The following is a 26,055-nucleotide window of genomic DNA, read 5'->3' as shown; positions in this document are numbered from 1 at the left end:
CCGGGTCAGGAGGCGCGGCGCCGTTCCTCGAGGAACCGGGCCAGCGTGCGGAGCTTGTGTTCGCGGCAGGCGGTCTCGATCTCTCGCGCGGGCGCGCCCGCCTCGATCAGCCGGAGGATGTTCTCGTGCTCCTCGACCGACGTCAGCGAGCGGTCGGGGACGTAGGTGAACGTCGAGTGGCGCACCTGCGCCATGCGGTCCCACTCGCGGCCCAGGATCTCCAACAGGTGCGGGTTGGGGCACGGCGCGCACAGCACCTTGTGGAACTCCTCGTTGAGCTTCGTGAACAGCAGGGGCTCCATGCCGTGCTCGCGGACGTGCCGCATCTCGGCATTGAGCTCGCGGGCGTGGCCGAGCACCTCGGGGGTCGCGAGGGGAGCGGCCAGGGCGGTGCTCGCGCCCTCGAGAACCGCGAGGGCCTCCATCACCTGGGCGTACTCGGCGCGGTCGACGCCCACGACCTCGGCGCCGACGTTGTGGGTGTAGCGGATGAGCCCCTCGGCCTCCAGTCGGCGCAACGCCTCGCGCACGGGAACGGGCGAGACCTGGTGCTGCTCGGCGACGCGCGACAGTACGAGACGGTAGCCGGGGGAGTACTCGCCGTCGGCGATGCGCTGGCGCAGGTCGTCGTAGACCAGTTGCGACTTGGAGCGAGGCGCCACGTGGATCCTCCGGCTTCTCGGGTGGGGCTCAACGAGATTAGCAAACGCGGCACTGACAAGGGCCGGACGCTCCCCGCGTCCGGCCCCTCGATCGTGTGCTGTCAGACGACGCGCCTGGCGCGCAGCGACTCCTCCAGCTCCGCGGCGCCCGGGATGTCCATCGCGTCCTTGTCGAGACGCTTGCCGGTGCGGTCCTTGATGAAGAAGGTCGCGATCAGGCCCAGCAGGGTGACGCCGAAAAGGTAGGCGGAGATCGACGTGGTGCTCTTCGTGCTGTCCAGCAGCGCCTGGGCGATCATCGGCGCGAACGCGCCGCCGAGGATGGCGCCGACGGCGTAGGCCATCGAGGCCCCCGAGTAGCGGATGCGGTCCGGGAACATCTCGGCGAACAGCGCCGACTGCGGGCCGTAGGTGAGGCCCAGCCCGATGGTCAGGACGATCAGCGCGACGGCGATCCAGACGATGCTGCGGGTGTTGACGAGCATGAAGAGCGGGAACACCCACAGCAACTGCAGCACGAACCCGATCTGGTAGACCCGGACGCGGCCGAGGTGGTCGCAGAGCAGGCCGCCGATCCCGGTCGTGAGGATCCAGGTGGCCGAGGCCAGCGTGACGAGGTTGAGGATGACGGGGCGGCTCATCTCCAGGGCGGTGGTGGCGTAGGCGAGGATGAAACCGCCGGTCGCCATGTAGCCCGCGACGCCGTTGCCGGCGACGACGAGCGCACCGAGCAGCACCTGCTTGCCGTTGAACCGGAAGACCTCGGCCAGCGGCATCTTGACCTCGTCGTCGTGCGCCGAGATGTCCTTGAAGACCGGCGACTCCTCGACGCCGAGGCGGATCCACAGGCCCACCGCGATCAGCACCAGCGAGCTGAGGAACGGGATGCGCCAGCCCCACGCGATGAACGCCTCGGGGGAGAGCAACACCGACAGCATCGCGAGGAAGCCGGTCGCCAGCAGCATGCCGAGCGGCACGCCCATCTGGGGGAAGGCGCCGAAGCGTCCGCGCTTGTCGGCGGGGGAGTGCTCGACGGCCATCAGCGCCGCGCCGCCCCACTCGCCGCCGGCCGAGAAGCCCTGCACCACGCGCAGGACCACCAGCAGGACCGGGGCCCAGATGCCGATCGATGCGGCCGGCGGCAGGACGCCGATCAGCGCCGTCGCGCCGCCCATCATCAGCAGCGTCAGCAAGAGCATCTTCTTGCGGCCGATGCGGTCACCGAAGTGGCCGGCCACGGCCGCGCCCAGCGGGCGGAACAGGAACGAGATGCCGACGGTCGCGAACGAGATGAGCAACTGGTTCTCCTTCGGCACCGCCGAGAAGAACTGCGGCCCGAAGATGAGCGCCGCGGCGTTCGCATAGATGAAGTAGTCGTACCACTCGACGGTGGTGCCGACGAGCGACGCGACGGCGACGCGGCGGGCGGCCGTCCCGATGATCAGGGCAACCTCGCCCTCGTAGGCGAGGAGCTCGAAGCCCTCGGGGCGTTCGACGGTGCCGCTGCCGGTCAGCGAACTGCTCGGCTTGAGGAAGTAGGACGCCGCCGCGGGGGTGCGCCCACGTTGGGCAGCGCGCGAGGGGTAGCTCAGGTGAACGGCGATCACCTTGCCCGGCCTCAGACCGGTTCCGGTTTCGACGATGTTCTCCATAGCTCGTCCTTGAACTGTCAGGCTGGGGGTATCCGCCTTACCCGACTGGACTATGTACGAGATCATATACGATCTGATATACAGACAGTCGAGTGGTTCGCACAGACATTTCTCGGAAGGACAGATTCATGAGTGACACCGACGTCCGACTTCCGGCCGCGCAGCCGTACGGCCTGCTCATCAACGGCGAGTGGCGCGCCGGCGGCAGGGGCACGTTCGACGTCCATGATCCGGCGACCGGCGAGCGGCTCGCGGCGGTCGCGGACGCCTCCGTCGAGGACGGCCTCGCCGCCCTGGACGCCGCCTCCGCGGCCGGCCGGTCCTGGGCCCGCACCCCCGCGCGGGAGCGGTCGGAGATCCTGCGCAAGGCCTTCGAACTCGTCACCGAGCGGGCCGACGAGCTCGCCACGGTCATGACGCTGGAGATGGGCAAGCCGCTCGCAGAAGCCCGCGGCGAGGTGACCTACGGCGCCGAGTTCCTGCGCTGGTACGCGGAGGAGGCCGTCCGCGTGGCAGGTCGGTACCGCCCGGCCCCCGAGGGGACGTCCCGGCACCTCGTGACCAAGCGCCCCGTCGGCCCGGCGCTGCTCATCACCCCGTGGAACTTCCCGCTGGCGATGGCGACGCGCAAGGTCGCGCCGGCCCTGGCCGCCGGCTGCACCGTCGTGCTGCGCCCGGCCCAGCTGACCCCGCTGACCGCGCTGCTGTTCGGCCAGATGCTGCTGGAGGCCGGCGTCCCCGCGGGCGTCGTCAACATCGTGACGTCGGTCAAGCACGACGTCTCGGACGCGCTGATCGCCGACCCGCGGCTGCGGAAGGTGTCGTTCACCGGCTCCACCAAGGTCGGGAAGACGCTGATGAAGCAGGCCGCCGACAACGTGCTGCGCACGTCGATGGAGTTGGGCGGCAACGCACCGTTCCTCGTCTTCGGCGACGCCGACCTGGACGCCGCCGTCGACGGCGCGATGGTGGCCAAAATGCGCAACATGGGCGAGGCGTGCACGGCGGCGAACCGCTTCCTCGTGCACGAATCGGTCGCGGACGAGTTCGCCCGCAAGCTCTCCGAGCGGTTCGACAAGCTGACCGTCGGCGCCGGGCTCGACGACGCCACCGACATCGGCCCGGTCGTCTCCGAGTCGGCGCGGGAGGGCATCGACGAGCTGGTTCAGGCGGCGAAGGCCGACGGCGCGGTCGCGCTGACCGGTGGCGGCCCGGAGCAGGGCGCCGGCTGGTTCTACCAACCCACGGTGCTGGCGAACGTCAGCCGGTCGGCCACCATCCTCGACGAGGAGATCTTCGGCCCGGTCGCCCCGGTGACGACCTTCTCCACCGACGAGGAGGCGTTCGAGATGGCGAACAGGGCCGAGGTGGGCCTGGCGTCCTACGTCTTCACGCGGGACCCCGATCGCATCCTGCGCGCCACCGAGAGCATCGAAGCGGGCATGATCGCGATCAACTCCGGGCTGCTGTCGAACGCGGCCGCCCCGTTCGGCGGCGTGAAGCAGTCCGGCATGGGCCGCGAAGGCTCAGAGGACGGCATCGAGGAGTACCTGGAGACCGTCTACGTCAGCCTCCCGGATCCGTTCCGCAGCCTCTGACCGACGATCACGAAGGGCGGCGCTCCGAGTGGAGCGCCGCCCTTCGCATCTGCGTGGGACGAGACGGCGACGCGGGCGGCAGCCCCGCACCGGGGCGCCGCCCGCGTCGTCTTGGGTGGTCAGACGGGGAAGATCGGCTTGAATAAGGCGGCCAGCTCCTCGTTGGCGTCCAGCGGGAGGACGTGCGCGACGTACTGGTCGGGACGGACGACGACCAGGACGCCGTCGCGGGAGAGTTCTCGGACGTCGAAGATGTCGTCGCGGTCGGCGGCGGCGAAGATCTCGTTGACGTCGACGAGTTCGAACGGGCCGACGATCGGCTTGAACGCGTCGGGCACCTGCGGGATGACGACGTTCGTGTACGGGGCCTGGTAGATCACCTTCACGTCGAAGAGCGCGTTGGCGTCCTCGTCGGGCCGGGTGTGCGCCACGACGGGGGAGTCGTGCGCCGAGCCCAGCCACTGGGCGAAGGCATCGAGCTTGGGGGTGTTCTTGAAGGGACCGTCGGCGAAGGCGTAGAGGCGCCAGCGGCCGTCCGCCCGGTGCAGATGGCCCCAGCTGGACCGGGTTGGCGTCGCTGATGCGGATCACTTAACGCGACTTGAACCGCTTGCCGATCGGGAAGTCCGCCGCAAGCTCTTGGTGGGTCGCCTCGCCGACGATCATCGACGGCTCGTTCTGGGTCATGAAGCCGGCGGGGAACTCGAAGGTCTTGACGTAGAACTCCTCGGCGGGCTCCTCAAGCTCCTTCGCGTTGACGGCCATGATCGAGGACCACTTGCGATCGAACTCGATGAGGTTGCGCGCGATGACGTGCCGCTCCTGGCTGTAGGTCGACAGCAGTGACTCGGGGCTGCGGCCGGTCAGCACCTGACCGTGCTTCCAGCCGAGGTTGAAGCCGTCCTGCATCGAGACGTTCATGCCCTGGCCGGCCTTGGCGGAGTGGGTGTGGCACGCGTCGCCGGCGATGAAGACGTGGGGCAGCTTCTCGCCGGCCTGGTCGACCGGGACGTCGTCGAAGGGGTCCGTCACGCGGTGGTCCACCTCGTAGACGCTCCACCAGGCGACGTTGCGGACGTCCAGGGTGTAGGGGTGCAGGATCTCGTTGGCCTTGCGGATGATGGTCTCGATCGGGGTCTTGCGGACCGCCTTGTTGTCGTCGGCCGACACCACGCCGAGATCGATGTACATGCGGCACAGGTAGCCGCCCTCGCGCGGGATGTGCAGGATGCTGCCGGCCTGCGACGAGATCGCGCACTTGGTGCGGTAGTCGGGGAAATCGCTGACGGCGAGGACGTCCATCACACCCCACGCGTGGTTGGCGACGTCGCCGAAGTGCCGCGCGCCGATGCTGTCCCGGACGCGGCTGTGCGCGCCGTCCGCACCCAGGACGTACTTGGCGCGGACGGTGCGCTCGACGCCCTGGTTGTGCTCGGCGCAGCCGGCGAGCTCCACCCTGACGGGGTAGTCGCCTTCGTCCTCGACGGTGAGCTTCTTGAACTCCCAGCCGTAGTGGGGCGTGATGCGGGCCGGCCCGCGCTCGGCCGACTCGGCGAAGTAGTCCAGCACGCGGGCCTGATTCACGATGAGGTGCGGGAACTCGGAGATGCCGGTCTCGTCGTCGGGCGTGCGGGCGCTGCGGACGATGGTGGCGGGGTCGTTGGGGTCGGGCTTCCAAAAGCACATTTCGGTGATGCGGTACGCCTCGGCGATGATGCGCTCGGCGAATCCGAAGGCCTGGAAGGTCTCGACGGACCGGGCCTGGATGCCGTCCGCCTGGCCGATCTCGAGGCGGCCGGGGCGGCGCTCGAGAAGGCGCGTGGTCAACTCGGGGTAACTGGGAGAGCTGCGCGGCCGTCAGCATGCCGGCCGGACCGCCGCCGACGATCAGGACGTCCATCTCGTCGGGAAGTTCCTGGGGGCGGTCGATGCCCGTCCCCGCGGGGGCAGAGATCCGCGGGTCACCGGACACGTAGCCATGGTGGTGGAATTGCACGAGTCGCTCCTCACTGCGTTGTGGGTGGCTGCTACTGCGAGCCTTGGGCGGCGGGTCCCGTCGCGACCGTGTACAGAATCATATATGATTCGAGAGTAGGGCAAGGCTCCGGCCCCGGACAACGGTGCGCCTCGGGGCAGCGTCCCGAGAGCGTTCGGGCGGCGCAGGGGTGCTGCGAGGCGGGGCTCGTCCCCTAGGGTGTCGCCCATGGAGCAACGGACCCTCGGAAGCAGCGACCTCCTCGTCAGCGTCGTCGGGATGGGCTGCAACAACTTTTCGCGCCCCGGAACCGCGACCGAGACGCAGGAAGGTAGCTCCGCCGTCATCCGCGCCGCGATCGACGCCGGCGTGACGTTCTTCGACGGGGCGGACGTCTACGGCGGCGAGCCGGGACGTTCCGAGGAGTTCCTGGGGGTGGCGCTGCGCGACGGCTACCGCGACAAGGTCGTCCTGGCGACGAAGTTCGGCCATCGGCAGCTCCAGATCCCCGGCTACGACGAGTACGGCGCCAAGGGCGGGGAGCGCTACGTGCGGCACGCGGTCGAGGAGTCGCTTCGGCGCCTGCGAACCGACCGCATCGACCTGCTGCAGATGCACACCCCGGACGAGGGGACTCCGATCGCCGAGACGCTCGCCGCGCTGACCCGCCTGGTCGCCGAGGGCAAGGTGCGCTGCGTCGGCAGCTCGAACTTCAGCCCCGACCAGCTTGAGGAGGCCGACCGGGTCGCCCGCGAGGAGGGCTTCGTCCGCTTCGTCACCGCCCAGGACCAGTACTCGCTGCTGCACCGGGACGCGGAGGCCGGCGTCCTGCCCGCGGCCCGGCGGCTGGCGCTGGGCTTCCTGCCGTACCTGCCGCTGAAGTCGGGGCTACTATCCGGCAAGTACAGCCGCTCCGGCGGCGAGGGTCGGCTGACGCAGCGCCCGGAGCAGCTCGAGGACGTCGACTGGGACAAGCTGGACGCCTACCGTGCGCTCTGCGAGGAGGCCGGCCTGACCATGGTGCAGGCGAGCATCGGCTGGCTGCTCGCGCAGGACCCGGTGAGCTGCGTGATCGCCGGAGCGACGCGCGTCGAGCAGGTCGAGCAGAATGTCGCTGCCGGAGACGTTCGGCTGCCGGATTCTCTGGTGGACCGCATCGGCGAACTGTTTGAATGACCGCCATGCACAATCCCTTATCTCAGGACTCGGCCGTGGCGGGCCAGTCCTCGGCGCCGAAGCCCGTCGCCGGCTCCCTCGGCGGACGCGACCTGACGCCCGCGTCCCGGCTGCCGCTCGCTGGCTGATCCTGCCCCTGTTCCTGCGGACCGCGTTGCTGCTGGTGAGCAGCGGGATCCTGATCGGGACCGGCCTGGGCGTCTACTACAACAACGCCACGATCGTCGTCGTCGACATCGTGACGATCGCGGTGGTAGCGGCCCTGCTGCGGCGGGCCGGGTTCTCGCTGCGGGACCTCCTGCCGCGGTTCACGCTCGCCGACCTCGGCTGGGGGCTGCTGTTCTCGGTCATCCTCGTCGTCGGCTTTGCGGCGTCGAACTTCCTGGCGAACCTCATCGTGTACCACGGCCCGCCCCCGCGCGACACGAGCGCTCCGTCCGTCCCCCTGTGGCTCGGGTGGCTGAGCCTGATCGTGATGCCGGCCACCATCGCCCTGGCCGAGGAGCTGCTCTACCGCGGCTATGGGCAGCACCTGCTCACGCTGCGCTGGGGACGCTGGGCCGCCTGGCTCGTCGTCGCGTTCCTGTTCGGCATCCAGCACATCGCGCTCGCCCCGGTCTCGGTCGGCTTCGCCGCATCGCGGTTCTTCACCACGTTCTTCGCGGGGCTGATCTTCGGGGCCCTGCTGTGGTGGCGCCGCCGGTTGTGGCCGCTGGTCATCGCCCACTGGGTGCTGGACGTGCTGGGGCTGGGGCTGCCGTCCCTGTTCCTGGCGATGCAGGGCTGACCGCGCCCGGCGGACTGTCGGCCGCGTCTGCTTGACTGGGGGCGTCCGCGCACGAAGGAGCACAGATGTCGTTGGTGGGAAAGAACCTCGTCGGGCCTGACCCGACGCTGCTGCCGGAAGAGACCGAGGTGATGGCGCGCTACGACGCCGGCGACGAGCCCGTCGACCTGGCCGCGGCGTTCCCGGCGTCCTCGCTGGCCTGGGCGCTGCTCGCCGACGAGGCGTGGGATGAAGGCCGCACGGTCGATTCCTACGCGTACGCCCGGGTCGGTTACCACCGCGGGTTGGACGCGCTGCGTCGCGCCGGCTGGCGGGGCGCGGGGCCGGTGCCGTGGTCGCACGAGCCCAACCGCGGCTTCCTACGCGCCCTGTACGCCCTGGGCCGGGCGGCCGCCGCGATCGGGGAGACCGACGAGGTGCAGCGCATCTCGGCCTTCCTCGACGAGTCCGACCCGCAGGCGCGCTCCGCGATCGAGGCCGAGGGCCGGTGACATCGTCCCGCCACGGGCCGGCCGTGGCGGGCTGCAACGTCCGGCGGTAGAGCTGGCTATGAGAACGCTTAGACCGTAGTCGTAGGGGGCGCACACCAGGGTCCCTGGGAGCCGCGTGGGCCTGTGCGAAAGGGTGGGGGCATGACAACGCTTCCCACCTCCCTCATCGATCGGGCCGACGCCGCGAGCCCGGCCGTCATCCAGGCTCGCGGCGTGCGGCGCACCTACGGCACCGGCGACCGCGCCGTCACCGCGCTCGACGGCCTCGACCTCGACATCCGCCGCGGCGCGTTCACCGCGATCATGGGGCCCTCCGGCTCGGGCAAGTCGACGCTGCTGCACGTGCTCGCCGGGCTGGACGCGGCCGACGGCGGCTCGGTGGTCGTCGACGGCACCGAGATCACCACCCTGGACGACGACGCGCTAACCGTGCTGCGCCGCGAGCGCATCGGGTTCGTGTTCCAAAGCTTCAACCTGCTGCCGATGCTCACCGCCGAGCAGAACATCCTGTTGCCGCTCGACCTGGCCGGCAAGCGCGTCGACCGCGACCTCTTCGACTCGATCGTGGCCGCCTTCGGCCTCGGCGATCGGCTCACCCACCTGCCCTCGCAGCTGTCCGGCGGGCAAAGCCAGCGTGTCGCGATCGCGCGGGCGCTGATCACCACCCCCGCGGTGGTCTTCGCCGACGAGCCGACCGGCAACCTCGACTCGGCGACCTCGGCCGAGGTGCTCGACTTCCTGCGGCTGTCGGTCGACGAGTTCGACCAGAGCGTCATCATGGTCACCCACGAGAAGGAGGCCGCCGCGCGCGCCGACCGGGTGATCACCCTCGTCGACGGACGTGTGTCCAGCGATCACGTGCTGCAGGTCAAGGCGATCCGGGGCGACGTCCGATGAGCGCCGCCACGGTCGAGGCCCGCGCCCCGCAGCGTCCGCCCGCCCCCAAACCCGGACGCCGCCGCCTGCGGCTCACCCCCTGGCGCCGGCACGTGGCGGCCGGCCTCGCCATCGCCCTGTCCACCGCCTTCGTCGCGATCATGGTGCTCGGTGCCAACCTCATCCAGCTCGCGATGACCGCCAGCGTCGAGGAGCGCTACGCCGGCGCCGAACTCGTGATCACCGACGAGGGCGCGACCGGCGCGGGCCGCCCGGACGTCCCGGGTCTCGCGCAGCTGTGGCCGCAGGTGATGCTGGCGTTGCCGCTGACGAGCGCCGCCGTCAGCGACCCCGTGACCGTCGGCTTCACCGCGCGCCCCGCCGAGGTCGCCCCGCCGGCGCTGGAGTCCGGCGCGCTGCCCTCCTCGCCCACCGAGGTGCTGCTGGACGCGTCCGCCGCGGAGGCCCTGCGCGTCGGCGTCGGGGACCGCGTGACCGTGGACGGACCGGGGGCGACTGCTGCCACCCCGGCGCTGACGGTCTCAGGGATCGCCCGCTCCGGCACGTTGACGGCGCTGTTGGACGGCTACCACACCGGCTTCCTGAGCGAGGCGGCCCTGCCCACGTTCGGCGCCGCGGGCAGCGAAACCTGGCTGGCCACCGTGCCGGCGGGGACCGACCCCGCCACGCTGGTCAAGGACACGGCGTCCGGTTGGCGGGTCAGCCTGGCCGACGAGATCCGGCAGGAGGAGATCAAGGCCACCTTGGCCGGGTTCGGCTCGCTCGCCCTCGTCCTGGGTGTCTTCGTCGTCGTCGCCTTGGTCACGAGCGCGGTCGTCATCGCCAACACCTTCGCGGTCACGGTCGCCCAGCGCACCCGGTCCCTGGCGTTGCTGCGGACGGTGGGCGCCACCCGGCGTCAGGTGCGCGCGGTCGTGCTGCGCGAGTCGGTCGCCGTCGGGCTCGTCGGTTCGCTGATCGGGATGGCCCTGGGCCACCTCATCGTCCAGCTCGTCCTGGCGGGTGCCGCGGCGGCGGGCTGGCTCCACGGCGTCCTGCCGGTGCCGGTGAGCGCGACCTCCGTGCTGGCCCCGGTGGCGGCCGGGCTGGCGGTCACCCTGCTCGCGGCGGTCGGGCCGATCAGGGCCGCCACCCGCGTCAAGCCGCTGCAGGCCCTGCGCCCCGAGCCGCCCCAGACGGCGGCCCGCTTCGGGTGGCGCGGCATCGTCAGCCTCGTCCTGATCGCGACGGGCGCGGTGGCGCTGGGCGCCGGGGTCACGCTGTCGCTGCGTCACCGGGAGGAGGCCGGCATCCTGACCGGCGTCGCCGGCGGCGTGTTGAGCTTCACGGGCGTGTTGATCGGTCTCGTGGTGGTGACCCGCCCGCTGGGACGCCTCACGGGCGCGGTCGCGGGACGCCTCGGCGGCGCGCCCGCCCGGCTGGCCGCCGCCAACACCGCTCGGCACCCCCGCCGCAGCGCCGCGACGATCGCCGCGCTGCTGATCGGCACCACGCTGATGACGATGATGGCCGTGGGCGCTCGCACCGCCGAGGTGTCGCTGACCCGCGACCTCGATTCGCGGCGGCCGATCGACGTGATCGTGTCCTCCTCGGAGCGGCTCCCCGCCGACGCACAGGACCGTATCGCGCGCGTCGCCGGCGTCCAGGCCGCGGAGCGGGTGGGGACGGTGGACGCCGCGGTCGGGGCCGCGGAGCCCATGACGTTCTACGCGGCCACTCCGGCGCAGCTCGACCGCGTCGCCAACCGCACCGACCTCGGGCCGCTGCTCGCCGACGACGAGGTGCTGCTCGGGCAGTCCCGCGCGGATCGGTTCGGGCTGCGGGACGGCCAGCGCGTCACCGCGTCCGTCGAGGGCGGCGGGTCGCACGCGCTGCGGGTCCGCGTGACCGGGAACCTCCAGCTGTCGCTGCTGACGCCGGCCACGTTCGCCAGGCTCGCCGGCCGGAGCGGCCACGATGCGGTCCTGGTGAAGTTCGCCCCGCTCGGATCGCCGCAGCGCGCAGGAGTGGATGGCCATGAAATCGTCGCGGGGATCCAGAAGCTGCCCGGCCTGCAGGACGCCTCCGTCGAGACCGGCGGCATGGAGCGGGAGTTCTACGGGCAGCTCCTCGGCGTGCTGCTCGGCATCACCGCGGGGCTGCTGGCCATCGCGGTCATCGTCGCCCTGGTCGGCGTGGCCAACACGCTCAGCCTGGGCGTGATCGAGCGCGGCCGCGAGAACGCGCTCGTCCGCGCGCTCGGCATGACGAAGCGCCAGGTGCGGGCCATGCTCGGCTGGGAGGGCGTCCTGCTGGCCGTCGTCGGGGCAGTGCTGGGCGTGCTGCTCGGCATCGGCTACGGCGTGCTGGGGGCCTACTGCCTGCTCGGCGGCTCGTTCGCGGTCGTGGTCGCGATGCCGTGGGAGCAGATCGCGCTGGTGCTGGCGCTCGCCGTCCTCGCCGGGTGGCTGGCCTCGGTGCTTCCCGGACGCCGCGCCGCCGCCACCGCGCCGGCCGCGGCGCTTGCCCGCGACGACGGGTAGCCGCCACCGCGGCCTGGGGAGCGGGTCTGGTCGTGTCAGTCGTCGAGTTCCTGACGCCGACCGCCCTGGGCCCGCTCTCTACCCGCGCAGTTCCGCGAGGATCGTGGCGAGACGCCTGGCCCGGGTCTCGTCCTTCTTCGCCGAGGTGAGCTGCCCCGCGGCCTCCTTGCGCCGGGTGTAGCTCCACCCCGCCCAACGCTGGGCGGCGGCGTCGTCCTCGGCCAGGGCGGCGGCCAGGTCGTCCGGCGCCTTGACGGTGCGCTCCTCGGTGTCCAGGACGATCTCCAGCGGCTGCGCCGGTCCCGGCTCGATGCCGGTGTCGGCGCGCTGCTGCTTGGTCAGCCCGAGCAGGAAGCGGCCGCCCATGCTGGCGATCGACGAGCGCCACGTGTGCCCGTTGACGGTCACCACGACCTTCGGACGCCTGCTGCCGAGCTCGGCGACGACGTCGTCGGGGATGATGTACGCCACGTTCGACGCGTTGATCGCCTCGACGTCCGCTGTCAGCTTCATGGTCAGCCCTTTCGCTTCTGCGCCGCGGCCCACTCATCGCGCAGGCCGACTGTGCGGTGGAACAGCATCGGCTCGTCGGGGTCGAGCGCGAAGTAGCCCAGCCGCTCGAACTGCACGACCTCGCCGGGCTCGGTGCCGGCGATCGCCTGCTCGGCCTTGCAGCCGGTCAGCAGCTCGCGCGACGCGGGGTTGAGGTCGTCCAGCGGCTCGCCGGTCTCGCGGCCGGGAACCTCGGTGGTGAACAGCCGGTCGTAGAGCGCGACGTTCGCGTCCACGGCGTGGGCCGCCGAGACCCAGTGCATCGTCGACTTCACGCGGCGTCCGTCCGGGGCGTCCCCACCCCGGGTGGCCGGGTCGTAGGTCGCGTTGATCTGGACGACGTTGCCCGCCTCGTCCTTGACCGCGTCCGTCGCCGTGACGAAGTACGCTCCGCGCAGCCGCACCTCGCGGCCGGGGGAGAGCCGGAAGAACTTCGGCGGCGGCACCTCGGCGAAGTCGTCCGCCTCGATGAACAGCTCGCCGCTGAACGCCGCCTCCCGGACGCCGTCGGCGGGGTTCTCCGGGTTGTTCGTCAGCTCGAAGTACTCCACGACCGGGTTGCCGTCGGCGTCCGTCGGCCAGTTCGTGATGACCAGCTTGACCGGCCGCAGCACCACCATGCGGCGCTGCGCGGTCTTGTTCAGCTCACGGCGCACGTACGACTCGAGCTCTTCGATCGCCTTGCGGCTGTTCGTCCGGGTCGTCCCGATCGCGGTGCAGAAGTCGCGCAGCGCGCGGGCCGGGTAGCCGCGACGGCGCAGCCCGCGCAGGGTCGGCATGCGCGGGTCGTCCCAGCCGTCGACGACACCGTCGGTGATCAGCTTGCGCAGCCGGCGTTTGGACGTGATCGTGTGCGTCAGCTCCAGCCGGGCGAACTCGAGCTGCTTCGGCTGGTCGGACGGCAGCGGCAACTGCTCGAGGAACCAGTCGTACAGCGGCCGGTGCCCCTCGAACTCGAGCGTGCAGATGGAGTGGGTGACGCCCTCGATCGCGTCCGACTGCCCGTGCGCCCAGTCGTAGGTGGGGTAGATGCACCAGGTGTCGCCGGTGTTGTGGTGCGTCAGGTGCCGGATGCGGTACATGACCGGGTCGCGCAGCCACATGTTCTCGTGCGCCATGTCGATCTTCGCCCGCAACGCCTTCGAGCCGTCCGGGAACTCGCCCGCACGCATGCGGCGCAGCAGGTCGAGGTTCTCCTGCGGCGTCCGGTCGCGGAACGGCGAGTTCACGCCCGGCTTGCCGAAGCCGCCGCGCTGAGCGGAGATCGTCTCGCCGTCCTGGTCGTCGACGTACGCCTTGCCCTGCTCGACGAGGTACTCGGCCCAGGCATACAGCTGCTCGAAGTAGTCGGACGCGTGCACGATCGACGCCGGCGTGTAGCCCAGCCAGGCGATGTCGTCGACGATCGAGCCGACGTACTCGGCCTCCTCGGCTCCCGGGTTCGTGTCGTCCAGGCGCAAGTTGCAGACGCCGCCGAAGTCCTCGGCGACCCCGAAGTCCTGCACGATCGCCTTGGCGTGCCCGATGTGCAGGTAGCCGTTGGGCTCGGGCGGGAAACGGGTCTGCACCCGCTGGCCGAACGTCCCTGCCTCGTTGTCGCGACGGATGGTCTCGCGAATGAAGTCGTTGGTGGCAGGCACGGTCGGTTCGGTCATGCGCACAGGCTAGCAATGGGCGCTGGGCGCGAAGAACGGGGGTGGGGTCGTGGCCCCACCCCCGTGACGGTCTTCCGCCGCGCCGGTCAGATCAGCGGCTCGGCGTGCCAGATGCCCTTGAGGTAATCGCGGACGGATCGGTCGGAGGAGAAGTAGCCGGTGCGGGCCACGTTGAGGATCGCCGAGCGCGTCCAGCGGTCCTCGTCGAGGTACGCCTTCTCGATCTCGCCCTGCGCCGCGACGTAGGCATCGAAGTCGGCCAGCGCCATGAAGCGGTCCTGGTGCAGCAGGTTCGCCACGAACGAGTCGAACGCGTGCGGGTCGCCGTGGGAGAACGCGCCCGAGCTGATCAGGTCGATCGTCGCGCGCAGTTGCTCGTTGCTGGCGTACAGGTCGTCCGGCTTGTAGCCCTTCGCCTGCAGCTCCGCGACCTGTGGCTCGGTCATGCCGAACAGGAAGAAGTTGTCGTCGCCGACCAGCTTGCGGATCTCGACGTTCGCCCCGTCGTCGGTGCCCACGGTGAGGGCGCCGTTCAGGGCCAACTTCATGTTGCCGGTGCCGGACGCCTCCATGCCCGCCAGCGAGATCTGCTCGGACAGGTCGGCCGCCGGGATCAGCTTCTCGGCCAACGTGACGTTGTAGTTCGCGGGGAAGCCGACCTTGAGACGTCCCTCGACGCGCGCGTCGGCGTTGATGGTCTCGGCGACGCTGTTGATCAGGTAGATCGTCTCCTTCGCCATCTTGTAACCCGGGGCCGCCTTCGCGCCGAAGACGACCGTGCGCGGCAGGACGTCGGAGGCCTTGATCTTGCCGGAGACGACCTGCTCGTACAGCGACACCACGTGCAGCAGCTTCAGGGACTGGCGCTTGTACTCGTGCAGGCGCTTGACCATCACGTCGAGCATGTGTCCCTCGGGCAGCTCGATGCCGTCCCGCTTGCGCAGCAGGTTCGTCAGGCGCGTCTTGTTCCACCGCTTGACGGCGCGGAACTGCTCCCGGAAGTCCGGGTCCTCGGCGTAGGGCTCCAGCTCGCGCAGCCGATCGAGGTCCGTGACCCAGCCGGTGCCCACGGCGTCGTTGATGAGATCGGACAGCTTCGGGTTCGCCATCTTCACGAAGCGGCGCGGGGTGACGCCGTTGGTCACGTTGGTGAACTTGTCGGGCCACAGCTGTGAGAAGTCGGGCAAAACCTTGTCGCGCAGCAGCTGGCTGTGCAGCTCGGCGACGCCGTTGATCTTCGTCGCCGCGACGGACGCCAGGTAGGCCATCCGGACGCCCCGCTCGGGGTACTCGGTGATGATCGACATGCGGCGGGCGCGCGGCTCGTCGCCGGGGTAGGTCTTGCGGACGTCGGCGAGGAACTCCTCGTTGATGCGGTAGATGATCTCCAGGTGCCGCGGCAGCAGGCGTCCCAGGAGTTCCGTCGACCAGACCTCCAGCGCCTCGGGCAGCAGGGTGTGGCAGGTGTAGGCGAAGCACTGGCGGGTGACGTCCCAGGCCTCGTCCCACTCCCACTTGTGCTCGTCCACGAGGATGCGCATGAGCTCCGGCACCGCGATCACGGGGTGGGTGTCGTTCAACTGGAAGATGATGCGCTTGGGCAGTTCGTGCAGGTCGAAGTCGGGGCCCTGGTCGTCGATGAAGTCGCGCAGCGAGCACGCCACGAAGAAGTACTGCTGCTGCAGGCGCAGCTCCTTGCCCTGGGGCGTGGAGTCCTCGGGGTAGAGCACCTTGGAGATGTTCTCGGCGAACGTCTGCGCACGGACGGCCTGCGCGTAGTCGCCGGCGTTGAAGATCTCCAGGTCGAACGCCTTGGTCGCCTGGGCCGACCACAGGCGCAGCGTGTTGACGCGACCGTTGAGATAGCCCGGGACCATGTAGTTGTAGGGGACACCGAGGACGTTCCAGTCGGGCACCCAACGGGTGCGCTGGACGCCGTTGTCGTCGTAGGTCTCGGTGTGGCCCGCGAAGTTGACCTGCACCGCGGATTCGGGGTGGGGGAACTCCCACGGCGAGCCGAGCGAGAGCCACGTGTCGGGCTTCTCGACCTGACGGTTGTCGACGAACGTCTGGCGGAAGATGCCGTACTCGTAGCGGATGCCGTAGCCGATGCAGGGGACGCTCAAGGTGGCCAACGAGTCGATGAAGCAGGCCGCGAGGCGTCCGAGGCCGCCGTTGCCCAGGCCGGGCTCGACCTCCTGGGAACGCAGGGTGGGCAGGTCGAGACCGCAGGCGGCCAGGCCCTTCGCGGCGATGTCGTTGAGATCGGTGGCCAAAAGCGCGTTGCCGAGCTGGCGTCCCAGCAGGTACTCGGCCGACAGGTAGCCGACCGTCTTCGCGCCGCTCTCCTGGATGCGACGGCTCGTCTCGAGCCAGCGCGCCATCAGGTAGTTGCGCACCGTGGACGCCAGCGCCAGGTACTGGTCGTTGACGCTGGAGCGCGACAGCGTCACGCCCTGGTTGGTGTTGAGCTCGTGCAGAAATTCCTTGACGAAGCCGTCGACGGAGTACGGCGGCGCGCCCACCGGGGCGAGCGCAAGGGGGTGGGTCGGCGGCTCGGGCGGACCGTAGGCGTGGACCTCGGTCGTAGGCGTTTCGTCCGCCGGGACCACGGCGGGTCCGGGGATGCTCGACTGTGGAGTCTCGGTCATGGTCCCCAACCTAGTTGCCCCAGGGGGGCGGTCGAAACCTTGTTGTCAGACGGACGGAAGCGCGGGGCAGCTGCCGCTACCCTCAGCAGCAGCGCGCGTTGACCGCGCGGCCCTGGCGGGCGTACTCGGCCTTCCAGAACTCCCGTTCGCTCAGCGGCTCGTCGTGGCCGTGCCGGCGATGGTGAACGAGGTAGTGCTGGTACGCGTTGGCGCCCAGCACCCCGTCGATGAACCAGCGGGCCGTGCGCCAGGCCCGGGCCAGCGCCGCCGCTGGCCCGGGGGAGGGCGCGGTCGCGGTCATGCGTGGGCCTTTGCGCGGTGCTCCAGGTCCTCGCCCGGGTGCTCCTCGTAATAGGACGCCCACCGTTGCTCGAGCTCCTTCTCCTCGGGGGTCGGGATCATCCCGGCGGGGGCGAAGGTACGGGACTGCTGCGCCGGATCCTCGGTGTTCTTGCCGCCGCCGTCGCGCAGGGCGACGATCGACTGCCAGACGCACATCACGATGACGATGAGCGCGCAGACGAGGAAGACCACGGACAACCCGGTTTGGACGGCGGTGTTGCGGACGACCGCCTCCATCTGCGGGACGCCCTTGACGCCGGCGAGCTCGGTGAGCCCCTGGTCGAGCGCGGCGGAGTAGCGCCGGTTGTTCGCCCAGTAGCCGACCTTGGGATCGGGGCTGAAGATCTTGAGGAACGAACCGTAGATCGTCACGACCGCCGCGAACACCATCGGGACGGCGACGATCAGCAGCGACCAGCGGTGACCGCGCCGGGCGAACACGAGCAGGCAGACGGCAAGGGCCAGCGAGGCCAGCAATTGATTGGCGACCCCGAACAGCGGGAAGAACGTGTTGATGCCGCCGAGCGGGTCGGTGATGCCCAGCAGCAGGATGCTGCCCCAGCCGGCGACCATCAGCGCCGTCGTGATGTAGCTGCCGAGCTTCCAGTCGGCGTGCCGGAACTTGGGGTAGACGTTGCCGAGGGCGTCCGCGAGCATGAACCGGGCGACGCGGGTGCCGGCGTCCACCGAGGTCAGGATGAACAGGGCCTCGAACATGATCGCGAAGTGATACCAAAAGCCCATCATCGCTGGGCCGCCGAACCACTGGTGCATGATCGTCGACAGGCCGATCGCCAGGGTCGGCGCGCCGCCCGTGCGGGACACGATGGACGTCTCGCCGACCAGGCGCGCGGTCTCGGTGAGTTGCTCGGGTTGCAGGTGCACGCCGGTGAGCCCCAGAGAGTTCACGAAGGCCACGGCCCCCTCGACGGTGTTGTGCGTCGCGGCGGGCGCGGAGTTCATCGCGTAGTAGATGCCCTGGTCGACCGACAGCGCGGCGACGAACGCCATGATCGCCACGAAGGACTCCATGAGCATGCCGCCGTAGCCCAGCAGCGGCGTCTGGCGCTCCTTCTCGACGAGTTTCGGTGTCGTCCCGGACGCGATGGTGGCGTGGAAGCCGGACAGCGCGCCGCAGGCGATCGTGACGAACAGGAACGGGAACAGCCCGCCGGTGAAGACCGGGCCGTCGCTGCGGAACGCCCACTGCGTCAGCGGCGGGACGTTGATCTCGGGCCGGACGACGATGATCGCCACGGCCAGCATCGCGATGGTGCCGACCTTCATGAACGTCGACAGGTAGTCGCGCGGCGCCAGCAACAGCCACACGGGCAGGACGGCCGCGACGAAGCCGTAGATGATGATCGCCCAACCGATCGAGAAGCGGCTGAGATGGAGGAACTCCTGGCCCCACTCGGTGGCCGCGACCTGGCCGCCGCCGATGATCGCGGCGAGGAGCAGCACGACGCCGATCAGGGAGACCTCGGCGACCTTCCCGGGCCTCAGGAACCGCAGGTAGAGGCCCATGAACAGCGCGATCGGGATCGTCATGCCGACGCTGAACACGCCCCACACGCTCTCGCCGAGGGCGTTGACGACCACCAGAGCGAGGATCGCGATGATGATCAGCAAGATGACGATGGTCGCGATGAGGGCCGCCGTGCCGCCGAAGCGTCCGAGTTCGTCCTTGGCGATCTGGCCGATGGAGCGGCCGCCCCGGCGCATCGACACGAACAGCACCAGGTAGTCCTGGACGGCACCCGCCAGGATGACGCCGACGATGATCCAGATCGTGCCGGGTAGGTAGCCCATCTGCGCGGCCAGCACCGGGCCGACGAGGGGGCCGGCGCCGGCGATGGCGGCGAAGTGGTGGCCGAAGAGAATGCGCCGATCGGTGGGGACGAAGTCGTGCCCGTCGTACTGGTATTCCGCCGGCGTGGCGCGGCGGTCGTCCGGACGGGTCAACCGCGCGGTGATGTAGCGGGCGTAGAAGCGGTATCCGATCAGGTAGGAGCACACCGCCGCGAACACGAACCAGATCCCGTTGATGGTCTCGCCGCGGACGATCGCGATGATCGACCACGACACCGCGCCGAGCAGGGCGACGGCCACCCACAGGGCGATCTTGGGCGGCGTCAGCCGCTGGTGCCGCTCGACGTTCTCGGGGTCGGCGGCGACGGGCGGGATTCCCTCGGGGGTGCGGGTCAGCGAACGCGACGGTTCCGTGGCGGTGGACATCGATCTCCCTCCATCGGCGATGACTTCAGGGCCTCTGGCAGCAGTCAACCGCATTGAAACGAGGTCGGCCACGAATGGCACGAACGTTCGCGCCAATGGACCCAAAAGTCTCGACCGGCACCCGAGGGACGGGGTGCCGGTCGAGAGGGAGTAGGCGAACGACTGGTCAGCGGTCGACGCGGGCGCTGCCGCCTCCGGCGAGCTTGAGCACGTCGGAGGCGTCCACCATCGAGGTGTCGCCCGGCGTTGTCATGGCCAGCGCGCCGTGCGCCGCACCGTACTCGACGCAGGTCTGCAGGTCCTGCCCGGTCATCAGGCCGTAGATGAGGCCGGACGCGAAGGAGTCGCCCCCGCCGACCCGGTCGTAGATCTCCACGTTCTTGCGGTCTGCGGCTTGGACGAGGCCCGACTCCTTCGACCAGGCGATCGCGCTCCAGTCGTTATCGGACGCGCTGTGCACCGCCCGCAGCGTGGTCGCGATGACGCGGAAGTTCGGGAAGGCCTCGACCGCGCGCTCGATCATGGCGTTGAAGGCGGCCACGGGGAGTTCGGTGAGGTTCTCGTCCACGCCCTCGATCTCGAAGCCGAGCGCGGCGGTGAAGTCCTCCTCGTTGCCGATCATGACGTCCACTAGGCCGGCCAGCGAACGGTTGACCTCCCGAGCACGCTCTTGGCCGCCGATCGCCTTCCACAGGCTGGGCCGGTAGTTCAGGTCGTAGGAGACCATCGTGCCGTGCTCGTGCGCGGCGGTCAGGACGGCCTGCGCGGTCTCGGCGCTCTGCTCCGACAAGGCGGCGAAGATGCCGCCGGTGTGCAGCCAGCGGACACCGAGGTCGCCGAAGAGCCGGTCGAGGTCGAGGTCATCCGGGGTGAGCTGGGAGATCGCCGTGTTGCCGCGATCGGAGACGCCCTTGGAGCCACGGACGCCGTAGCCGCGTTCGGTGAAGTTCAGCCCGTTGCGCACGGTGCGGCCGACGCCGTCGAAGTCGGCCCAGTGGATGAGCGAGGTATCGACGCCGCCGGCGAGCATGAAGCCCTCGAGGAGGCGTCCCACCTCGTTGTCGGCGAACGCGGTGAGGGCGCCGGCGCGCAATCCGAACACGCGGCTGAGGCCCCGGGCGACGTTGTACTCGCCGCCGCCCTCCCAGGCATCGAAGGTGCGGGCGGTGCGGATGCGCAGGTCGCCCGGATCGAGACGCAGCATGATCTCGCCGAGCGAGACCACGTCGTAGCGGCACTCGTCGGCCGGGCGCAGGGGGAGCAGGTCGGTGTCGGTCATCACAGTCTCCTTCACTTCCGGGCGGCCGCCGCGGCGGCGACGGCCTCGGTGGTCAGACGGGTCACGGAGTCGAAGTCGCCGGCCGAGATCAGCGAGGGCTTGACCATCCACGAGCCGCCGACGGCGGCGACGTTGGGCAGCGTCAGGTACTCGGGGAGGTTCTCGGCGCTCACGCCGCCGGTGGGGACGAACCGCACCTGGCGGAACGGGGCGCCGAGGGACTTCAGCGCACCCGGACCGCCGAAGGTGGCGGCGGGGAAGAACTTGCACAGGGTGAGGCCGAGATCGAGGGTGGCCATGATCTCGGAGGGGGTGACGGCACCGGGCAGCACGAGGAGGTCGCGCTCCCGGGCCCGTTTCACCACGGCGGCGTTGAGGCCGGGCGACACGATGAAGGACGCCCCGGCGTCGGCGGCGGTGTCGAGCTGATCGGCGGTGATGACGGTCCCGGCGCCGACGATCATGTCGGGGTGCTTCGCCATCGCGGCGATGGATTCCGCGGCGGCCGCGGTGCGGAAGGTGACCTCCGCGACGGGGAGGCCGCCGGCGGTGAGCGCCGCCGCGAGCGGGGCGGCGTCCGCGGCGTCCTCGAGGACGACCACGGGAATGATGTGGTGGGCGAGCAGATCCTTGTCGGAGACGCGCATCGGGTTCTCGATTCCTATTTCACTCAATAAAACATCATGTTGCTGATAGTGAAATTATGGCATGGCGAGCGATGCGGTGCAACCGTTTTCATGGCCACCATCGCCGGGCGATCCGGGGACTCTCGCCACGCCGGGTGAGATTGACGGCGAAGGCGCGTCCGCAGCGCGTAGGGCCGTCCGGGGTGTCGGCGGGCCCGGCAGAGAGCCTTGGATCAGGAGCTGAGGACGGTCAGCTCAGCAGCCGCGGGCGTCCGGGGACGCCGGATCGTCAGGGCCACGCCACCGGCGACGAGGCACAGTGCCGCGCCTAGCAGCCAGGCGGCGTCGTAGGTGCCCTGGTGATCGCGCAGCAGCCCCGAGACGTTGGCGCCGACCCCAGCCCCCACCATGTGGGCGGCGTAGATCCAGCCGAACGCGACCCCGAATCGGCGATGCCGAACACCCGCCGGGTGAGGTCGACGGTGGGCGGGACGGTCGCCGTCCAGTCCAACCCGTAGAAGACCACCCAGGCCCACAACGGCAGGTCGGGGGTCGGGCCCAGCAGCCCGTTGACGAGCAGCAGGGAGAGTCCGCGCGTGCTGTAGTACACGGCGAGCAGGAGGCGTGGGTCGATGCTGTCGGGTCAGCCAGCCGGAGGCGACCGCGCCGACGATGTCGAAGACGCCGATGATCCCGATGAGGGACGCCGTGAGCGTCGCCGGCATGGAGTGGTCGTGCCCGGCGGGCATCAGGTGCACCACGATGAGGCCGTTCGTCGACCAGCCGCACACGAAGAACGTGAGCATCAGCGCCCAGAACGGCCACCGCCGCGACCCCTCCAGCAGGACGCGGAGCGTCGCGCGCAGGGGAGGCTCCCCGCTGGGCTCGTCCTCACCGGGGTCGTCCGGTCCGGCTCCCAGGGGTGTGGCGCCGACGTCGCTCGGCCGGTCGCGGAGCCACAGCAGGCAGGCCACCCCGGTGGCGAGCGCGCACGCGGACGTGACCAGGGCCGCCGTCTGCCAGCCCGGCCCGTCGGCGATGGCGGCGACGATCGGGACGAACAGCACCTGACCGGCCGCCGTGGCCGCGGAGAAGACGCCGGTGACGACGTTGCGGTGCGCGACGAACCAGCGGTTGGCAACGATCGCGCCGAAGGTCAGGGCCATCGCCCCCGTCCCGAGCCCGAGGAGGACTCCCCACAACAGCCACAGCTGCCACGGCGCCGTCATCGCGACGGTCGCCGCGGACGCCGCCGCGACGACCCCGAGCGAGAGCACCACCGTCCGCCGGACGCCCAACGTCTGCATGAGTGCCGCGGTGAACGGCGTGGCGAGTCCGTAGAGCACGAGGTTGAGGCTCGCCGCACCCGAGACCGTCGCCATCGACCGACAGGTTGAGACCATGATGGGCGGCATGAGCACACCTGTCGTAGACCGGAACGCCGACGCCGAGAGCAGCGCCGCCGCGGTCACGATCGCGACCGGCCACGCCGGATGAAGACGGTTCATCGTCACCTCCGTCGGCCAGGATCGACCCACGGCCAGCCGGTGGCGGTTCCGTCCACCATGCAGGCATCCCGCGCAACGACAATATTTGGGAACCTTTGTGGACAATCTGGCCCTGGGGAATGATGACCGTATGCAAACCACGGACGATGAGGTCCTCGCCCACCTTCCTCGGGTCGAGGCCGTCGATCGAGCCTTGACGCTGCTGCTTGCGTTGGCCGACGCCGGCCCGGGCGGGGCAAGCCTGGCCGACCTGGCCGCCGCCACCGGCATGAACAAGTCCACCGCCTACCGCTCGCTGTCGACGATGCGGCGCCGGGGCTTCGCGGGCCAGTCGTCCGACACCGGCTTCTACCGGCTCGGCCGGACGGCGATGACGCTCGACGCCGGCTTCCTCGCCCCCGGGGACCTCGCGGGCGCGATGCACCCGGCGCTGCTGTGGCTGTCGCGGGCGAGCGACGAGCTCGTCCACCTGGGGGTGTGGGAGGACGATCAGGTTCTCTACGTGGCCAAGGTCGAGCCGCAGCGGGCGATCCAGGTGCGCTCGTTCGTCGGACGCCGCGCGCCGCTGGCGACGACCTCGCTGGGCCGGGCGATGCTGGCGGCCCGCGGCCTCGACGACGCGCAGCTGGCCGTCTACGGACGCCCGAACGGCAACGCGGCCGGCCCGGCCGTCGAGCCGGCGCGGCTTGGCGAGATCGTCCGGGAGGCCCAGGGCCGCGGTTACGCCACCGAGTTCGAGGAGAACGAGGCGGGTGTGGCCTGCCTCGGCATGGCGTTGCTTCGCGGCGGGGACGTGATCGGCGCGGTGTCCATCACCGCGATGTCCGACCGGTTGGGTCCCGAACGGCAGGTCGAGCTGGCGGCGCTGATGCGCGCGGGGCTGCCCGAGCTTCTCCCCGAGGGCGTCGAGTTGATGGCCGCCGGATCGCGCTAGCCGCCGAACTCCTCGGCGGTGGCGTAGCTCGTCTGGGTGCCCCGCCGGGTGACGGAGTCGGCGGCGTACGCGTTGGCCCGGGCGAGGGCGTCCTCGACGGCCAGCCCGGTGACCAGGCCGTGCGCGAAGCAACCGATGAAGGCGTCGCCGGCACCGGTGCTGTCGACGGTCGTCACCTCCTCCCCCTCCACGAGGTGCCGCTGGTCGCCGTGGTACCACACCGCCCCGCGGGCGCCGACCGTGACCAGCACGTTGCGCATGCCGCGCTTCAGCAGCGTCTCGGCCGCGGCGTCGACGTCAGCCATCGACTCGACCGCGCGGCCCGACAGCAGCGCAAGCTCGGTCTCGTTCGGGACGAACCAGTCGACGGACGCGACGCGCTCGAAGTCGAGCTCGGCCGTCGCGGGGGCGGGGTTGAGCAGGACCGGGACGCCGTGGGCCTCGCCGAACGCGACCGCGTGGTAGACGGTTTCGAGCGGAACCTCCAGTTGCAGCACGATCAGCCGGCAGGCCGCGATCTCGTCGGCGACCGCGTCGATGTCGGCGGGGGAGAGCTGGTCGTTCGCGCCCTTGATGATGAGGATCGAGTTGTTGCCCTGCGGGTCCACGAAGATCGGAGCGACGCCGCTGGTGGCTTCGGTGCGCAGCACCCGGGCGGTGTCGATGCCGTTCGCCTCGAAGTTCGCGACCGTGTCGTCGGCGAACGAGTCGTTGCCCACCCGCGTCAGCATCAACACGTCCGCCCCGAGTCGGGACGCCGCGATGGCCTGGTTGGCGCCTTTGCCGCCGTGCCCCATCCGGAAGTCCGGCGCCGCGAGGGTCTCACCGACGTCGGGCATGCGCTCGACGTAGGTGATGAGGTCGACCATGTTCGATCCGATGACGGCGATGTCCATGCCGCGATCATCGCAGGTGCGCGCGTCCGGCCACCAGGAGTCCCTGCTCGGTCGGCGCGGCTCAGCCCTGGCGCGAGGCGAACTCCTGGACCGATGGCGTACGCTGGTTGAGGCTCCTTGTACCGAGCCGTCATCGTCGATCCCCGTCCCGGTGACGGGTTGAGGAGAGTCTTCATGGAGCGATTCGGTCGTCGCCGGCCGCACGTCGTCATCATCGGGTCGGGCTTCGGCGGCCTGTTCGCCTCCCAGGCGCTGAAGGACGCGGACGTCGACATCACGCTGATCTCGCGCACCGGCCACCACCTGTTCCAGCCGCTGCTCTACCAGGTGGCGACCGGCATCCTGTCGTCCGGTGAGATCGCCCCGTCCACGCGCGAGGTGCTCCGGCACCAGAAGAACGTCCGCGTCGTCCTGGGCGAGGTCGGGGACATCGACGTCGAAGCGCGCGAGGTGCACTGGACGCACGCCGGGACCCCGGCGACGTCCTCCTACGACTACGTGATCGTCGCCGCCGGCACGGAGCAGTCGTTCTTCGGCCACGACGAGTTCGCCACCTTCGCGCCCGGCATGAAGACGATCGACGACGCGCTCGAGCTCCGCTCGCGCATCTTCGGCGCCTTCGAGCAGGCCGAGGTCGCGACCGATCCCGACGTCCGCCGGCGCCTGCTCACGTTCTGTGTCGTCGGAGGCGGCCCGACCGGCGTCGAGATGGCGGGCCAGATCCGCGAGTTGGCGTCCCGCACGCTCGCGTCCGACTTCCGCTCGTTCGACCCGCGGTGCACCCGCGTGCTGCTGATCGACGGCGGCGACCAGTTGCTCAAGCCGTTCGGCGAGCGCCTCGGCCGGCGGGCCCAGCGCGATCTCGAGAAGCGCGGCGTCGAGGTGAAGCTCCAGAGCCGGGTCGTCGATCTCGACTACGACGGGTTGACCCTACGCACCAGCGACGGGTCGACGCAGCGCATCGAGTCGTCGTGCAAGGTGTGGGCCGCCGGCGTCCGCGGCAACAGTCTCGGCCGGACGCTCGCCGACCAGACCGGCGTCGCCCTCAAGGGCGGACGCGTCGTCGTCGGCGACGACCTGTCCTTGCCGGGACATCCCGAGGTGTTCGTGATCGGCGACCTGATGGCCAAGGAGGGCGTCCCGGGCATGGCCCAGGGGGCGATCCAGAGCGGCCGCTACGTCGCGCGCATCATCGCGGCGCGCACGATGCCGGACGGCGACGCCAAGGACGCCGAGCTCGCGAAGGCCACCGAGCCGTTCTCGTACTTCGACAAGGGCTCGATGGCGACGATCGCGAAGTTCTCGGGCGTTGCCAAGATCGGCAAGATCGAGCTGACGGGATTCATCGCCTGGGTGGCGTGGCTGGCCGTCCACCTGCTGTCGATCACCGGGTTCAAGCAGCGCCTCTCGACGCTGCTGAGCTGGGCGATCAGCTTCATCGGCACCGGCCGCTCCGAGCGCACGTCCACCGACCAGCAGCTGCTCGGGCGTCTCGCCCTGGAGGACGTGGGCACCGACACCGCCGAGCGTATCTTCCGCGGTGAGACCCCGCTCGTCCTGCACGAGGAGCAGCCCGCCGAGCGGTCCTGACGCCCGGACGCCCGGGGCGGCCTC

General features: G+C 70.3%; 22 protein-coding genes. 9 read left to right on the top strand and 13 right to left on the bottom strand.

Features of this window, described 5'->3' with window-relative positions:
• Nucleotides 1-5: 5 nt before the first annotated feature.
• Nucleotides 6-662: a GntR family transcriptional regulator gene (locus BN1187_RS03775; RefSeq protein ID WP_218184559.1), complete on the bottom strand. Its 657-nt coding sequence runs from the start codon at nucleotides 660-662 to the stop codon at nucleotides 6-8.
• A gap of 101 nt (nucleotides 663-763) precedes the next feature.
• Nucleotides 764-2,314 carry an MFS transporter gene (locus BN1187_RS03770; RefSeq protein ID WP_157754732.1) on the bottom strand — a complete coding sequence of 517 codons (1,551 nt, stop codon included), beginning with the start codon at nucleotides 2,312-2,314 and terminating at the stop codon, nucleotides 764-766.
• A gap of 128 nt (nucleotides 2,315-2,442) precedes the next feature.
• Here BN1187_RS03770 and BN1187_RS03765 point away from each other — a divergent pair, with 128 nt between their 5' ends.
• Nucleotides 2,443-3,912 carry an NAD-dependent succinate-semialdehyde dehydrogenase gene (locus BN1187_RS03765; protein WP_040158851.1) on the top strand — a complete coding sequence of 490 codons (1,470 nt, stop codon included), beginning with the start codon at nucleotides 2,443-2,445 and terminating at the stop codon, nucleotides 3,910-3,912.
• Between the two features lie 119 nt (nucleotides 3,913-4,031).
• Here BN1187_RS03765 and BN1187_RS14810 read toward each other — a convergent pair whose 3' ends face one another.
• Nucleotides 4,032-4,460, bottom strand: a complete 429-nt coding sequence (locus tag BN1187_RS14810; RefSeq protein WP_235750612.1) for an FAD-dependent phenol hydoxylase family protein — start codon at nucleotides 4,458-4,460, stop codon at nucleotides 4,032-4,034.
• A 43-nt stretch (nucleotides 4,461-4,503) separates the two neighbouring features.
• On the bottom strand, nucleotides 4,504-5,739 hold the full coding sequence (locus BN1187_RS03760) for an FAD-dependent monooxygenase (protein ID WP_235750582.1): 1,236 nt from the start codon (nucleotides 5,737-5,739) through the stop codon (nucleotides 4,504-4,506).
• 376 nt (nucleotides 5,740-6,115) lie between these two features.
• On the opposite strand from BN1187_RS03760, the gene BN1187_RS03755 reads away from it, so the two are divergent.
• From BN1187_RS03755 to BN1187_RS03735, 6 genes are all read left to right on the top strand, one after another.
• Nucleotides 6,116-7,063, top strand: a complete 948-nt coding sequence (locus BN1187_RS03755; RefSeq protein ID WP_040158848.1) for an aldo/keto reductase — start codon at nucleotides 6,116-6,118, stop codon at nucleotides 7,061-7,063.
• Between the two features lie 5 nt (nucleotides 7,064-7,068).
• Nucleotides 7,069-7,191, top strand: a complete 123-nt coding sequence (locus BN1187_RS14970) for a hypothetical protein (protein ID WP_261795246.1) — start codon at nucleotides 7,069-7,071, stop codon at nucleotides 7,189-7,191.
• 35 nt (nucleotides 7,192-7,226) lie between these two features.
• Nucleotides 7,227-7,850 (top strand): CPBP family intramembrane glutamic endopeptidase, encoded by a 624-nt coding sequence (locus BN1187_RS03750; protein WP_157754730.1) that lies wholly within the window; start codon nucleotides 7,227-7,229, stop codon nucleotides 7,848-7,850.
• 65 nt (nucleotides 7,851-7,915) lie between these two features.
• Entirely contained in the window at nucleotides 7,916-8,341 is a 426-nt protein-coding gene (locus tag BN1187_RS03745) for a DUF3151 domain-containing protein (protein ID WP_040158846.1), read from the top strand.
• Between the two features lie 141 nt (nucleotides 8,342-8,482).
• Nucleotides 8,483-9,238: an ABC transporter ATP-binding protein gene (locus tag BN1187_RS03740; protein WP_040158843.1), complete on the top strand. Its 756-nt coding sequence runs from the start codon at nucleotides 8,483-8,485 to the stop codon at nucleotides 9,236-9,238.
• Complete coding sequence (locus tag BN1187_RS03735) at nucleotides 9,235-11,760, top strand: ABC transporter permease (RefSeq protein ID WP_082034475.1); 2,526 nt, start codon at nucleotides 9,235-9,237, stop codon at nucleotides 11,758-11,760. The genes BN1187_RS03740 and BN1187_RS03735 overlap by 4 nt, the downstream gene beginning before the upstream one ends.
• Nucleotides 11,761-11,838: 78 nt before the next feature.
• Here the strand turns inward: BN1187_RS03735 and BN1187_RS03730 are convergent, their stop codons facing one another.
• The 8 genes from BN1187_RS03730 to BN1187_RS03695 form a co-directional block, all read right to left on the bottom strand.
• Nucleotides 11,839-12,273: a YdeI/OmpD-associated family protein gene (locus tag BN1187_RS03730; protein WP_040158841.1), complete on the bottom strand. Its 435-nt coding sequence runs from the start codon at nucleotides 12,271-12,273 to the stop codon at nucleotides 11,839-11,841.
• Between the two features lie 2 nt (nucleotides 12,274-12,275).
• Nucleotides 12,276-13,967 carry a glutamine--tRNA ligase/YqeY domain fusion protein gene (locus BN1187_RS03725; RefSeq protein WP_040159897.1) on the bottom strand — a complete coding sequence of 564 codons (1,692 nt, stop codon included), beginning with the start codon at nucleotides 13,965-13,967 and terminating at the stop codon, nucleotides 12,276-12,278.
• A gap of 86 nt (nucleotides 13,968-14,053) precedes the next feature.
• Complete coding sequence (locus tag BN1187_RS03720) at nucleotides 14,054-16,618, bottom strand: glycogen/starch/alpha-glucan phosphorylase (protein ID WP_040158839.1); 2,565 nt, start codon at nucleotides 16,616-16,618, stop codon at nucleotides 14,054-14,056.
• 82 nt (nucleotides 16,619-16,700) lie between these two features.
• The gene (locus BN1187_RS03715) at nucleotides 16,701-16,919 is read right to left on the bottom strand and encodes a YbdD/YjiX family protein (protein ID WP_040158836.1); all 219 of its coding nucleotides are present in this window, start codon (nucleotides 16,917-16,919) and stop codon (nucleotides 16,701-16,703) included.
• A complete protein-coding gene (locus BN1187_RS03710; protein WP_040158834.1) occupies nucleotides 16,916-19,198 on the bottom strand; it encodes a carbon starvation CstA family protein in 2,283 nt (760 codons plus the stop codon). The genes BN1187_RS03715 and BN1187_RS03710 overlap by 4 nt, the downstream gene beginning before the upstream one ends.
• A gap of 166 nt (nucleotides 19,199-19,364) precedes the next feature.
• Nucleotides 19,365-20,477: a sugar kinase gene (locus BN1187_RS03705; RefSeq protein ID WP_040158832.1), complete on the bottom strand. Its 1,113-nt coding sequence runs from the start codon at nucleotides 20,475-20,477 to the stop codon at nucleotides 19,365-19,367.
• A gap of 11 nt (nucleotides 20,478-20,488) precedes the next feature.
• Complete coding sequence (gene eda / locus BN1187_RS03700) at nucleotides 20,489-21,124, bottom strand: bifunctional 4-hydroxy-2-oxoglutarate aldolase/2-dehydro-3-deoxy-phosphogluconate aldolase (RefSeq protein WP_040158830.1); 636 nt, start codon at nucleotides 21,122-21,124, stop codon at nucleotides 20,489-20,491.
• A 212-nt stretch (nucleotides 21,125-21,336) separates the two neighbouring features.
• Nucleotides 21,337-22,611, bottom strand: coding sequence for an MFS transporter (locus tag BN1187_RS03695; protein WP_218184558.1), 1,275 nt, complete (start codon nucleotides 22,609-22,611; stop codon nucleotides 21,337-21,339).
• Nucleotides 22,612-22,741: 130 nt separating this feature from the next.
• Here BN1187_RS03695 and BN1187_RS03690 point away from each other — a divergent pair, with 130 nt between their 5' ends.
• The gene (locus BN1187_RS03690; RefSeq protein ID WP_040158828.1) at nucleotides 22,742-23,545 is read left to right on the top strand and encodes an IclR family transcriptional regulator; all 804 of its coding nucleotides are present in this window, start codon (nucleotides 22,742-22,744) and stop codon (nucleotides 23,543-23,545) included.
• Here BN1187_RS03690 and rbsK read toward each other — a convergent pair.
• Nucleotides 23,542-24,441, bottom strand: coding sequence for a ribokinase (gene rbsK / locus BN1187_RS03685; protein ID WP_040158826.1), 900 nt, complete (start codon nucleotides 24,439-24,441; stop codon nucleotides 23,542-23,544). The two genes, BN1187_RS03690 and rbsK, sit on opposite strands and share 4 nt — an antisense overlap.
• A gap of 174 nt (nucleotides 24,442-24,615) precedes the next feature.
• Here rbsK and BN1187_RS03680 point away from each other — a divergent pair, with 174 nt between their 5' ends.
• Nucleotides 24,616-26,031 (top strand): NAD(P)/FAD-dependent oxidoreductase, encoded by a 1,416-nt coding sequence (locus tag BN1187_RS03680; RefSeq protein ID WP_040158824.1) that lies wholly within the window; start codon nucleotides 24,616-24,618, stop codon nucleotides 26,029-26,031.
• The last annotated feature ends 24 nt before the right edge of the window (nucleotides 26,032-26,055 follow it).

Origin of the sequence: Nigerium massiliense, assembly GCF_000826085.1 — a bacterium.
GTDB lineage: Bacteria > Actinomycetota > Actinomycetes > Propionibacteriales > Propionibacteriaceae > Propioniciclava > Propioniciclava massiliense.
The sequence above is the reverse complement of the archived record's forward strand: the minus strand, read 5'-3'. Positions and strand labels throughout refer to the sequence as shown.

What these genes read in the sequence shown, in the direction of transcription:
- BN1187_RS03720 (WP_040158839.1), bottom strand. Translation starts at nt 16,618, where the DNA reads ATGACCGAGACTCCACAGTCGAGCATCCCCGGACCCGCCGTGGTCCCG.
- BN1187_RS03690 (WP_040158828.1), top strand. Translation starts at nt 22,742, where the DNA reads ATGCAAACCACGGACGATGAGGTCCTCGCCCACCTTCCTCGGGTCGAG.
- BN1187_RS03730 (WP_040158841.1), bottom strand. Translation starts at nt 12,273, where the DNA reads ATGAAGCTGACAGCGGACGTCGAGGCGATCAACGCGTCGAACGTGGCG.
- BN1187_RS03705 (WP_040158832.1), bottom strand. Translation starts at nt 20,477, where the DNA reads ATGACCGACACCGACCTGCTCCCCCTGCGCCCGGCCGACGAGTGCCGC.
- BN1187_RS03680 (WP_040158824.1), top strand. Translation starts at nt 24,616, where the DNA reads ATGGAGCGATTCGGTCGTCGCCGGCCGCACGTCGTCATCATCGGGTCG.
- BN1187_RS03765 (WP_040158851.1), top strand. Translation starts at nt 2,443, where the DNA reads ATGAGTGACACCGACGTCCGACTTCCGGCCGCGCAGCCGTACGGCCTG.
- BN1187_RS03735 (WP_082034475.1), top strand. Translation starts at nt 9,235, where the DNA reads ATGAGCGCCGCCACGGTCGAGGCCCGCGCCCCGCAGCGTCCGCCCGCC.
- BN1187_RS03695 (WP_218184558.1), bottom strand. Translation starts at nt 22,611, where the DNA reads ATGAACCGTCTTCATCCGGCGTGGCCGGTCGCGATCGTGACCGCGGCG.
- BN1187_RS03745 (WP_040158846.1), top strand. Translation starts at nt 7,916, where the DNA reads ATGTCGTTGGTGGGAAAGAACCTCGTCGGGCCTGACCCGACGCTGCTG.
- BN1187_RS03755 (WP_040158848.1), top strand. Translation starts at nt 6,116, where the DNA reads ATGGAGCAACGGACCCTCGGAAGCAGCGACCTCCTCGTCAGCGTCGTC.
- BN1187_RS03715 (WP_040158836.1), bottom strand. Translation starts at nt 16,919, where the DNA reads ATGACCGCGACCGCGCCCTCCCCCGGGCCAGCGGCGGCGCTGGCCCGG.
- BN1187_RS03770 (WP_157754732.1), bottom strand. Translation starts at nt 2,314, where the DNA reads ATGGAGAACATCGTCGAAACCGGAACCGGTCTGAGGCCGGGCAAGGTG.
- BN1187_RS03710 (WP_040158834.1), bottom strand. Translation starts at nt 19,198, where the DNA reads ATGTCCACCGCCACGGAACCGTCGCGTTCGCTGACCCGCACCCCCGAG.
- rbsK (WP_040158826.1), bottom strand. Translation starts at nt 24,441, where the DNA reads ATGGACATCGCCGTCATCGGATCGAACATGGTCGACCTCATCACCTAC.
- eda (WP_040158830.1), bottom strand. Translation starts at nt 21,124, where the DNA reads ATGCGCGTCTCCGACAAGGATCTGCTCGCCCACCACATCATTCCCGTG.
- BN1187_RS14970 (WP_261795246.1), top strand. Translation starts at nt 7,069, where the DNA reads ATGCACAATCCCTTATCTCAGGACTCGGCCGTGGCGGGCCAGTCCTCG.
- BN1187_RS03740 (WP_040158843.1), top strand. Translation starts at nt 8,483, where the DNA reads ATGACAACGCTTCCCACCTCCCTCATCGATCGGGCCGACGCCGCGAGC.
- BN1187_RS03725 (WP_040159897.1), bottom strand. Translation starts at nt 13,967, where the DNA reads ATGACCGAACCGACCGTGCCTGCCACCAACGACTTCATTCGCGAGACC.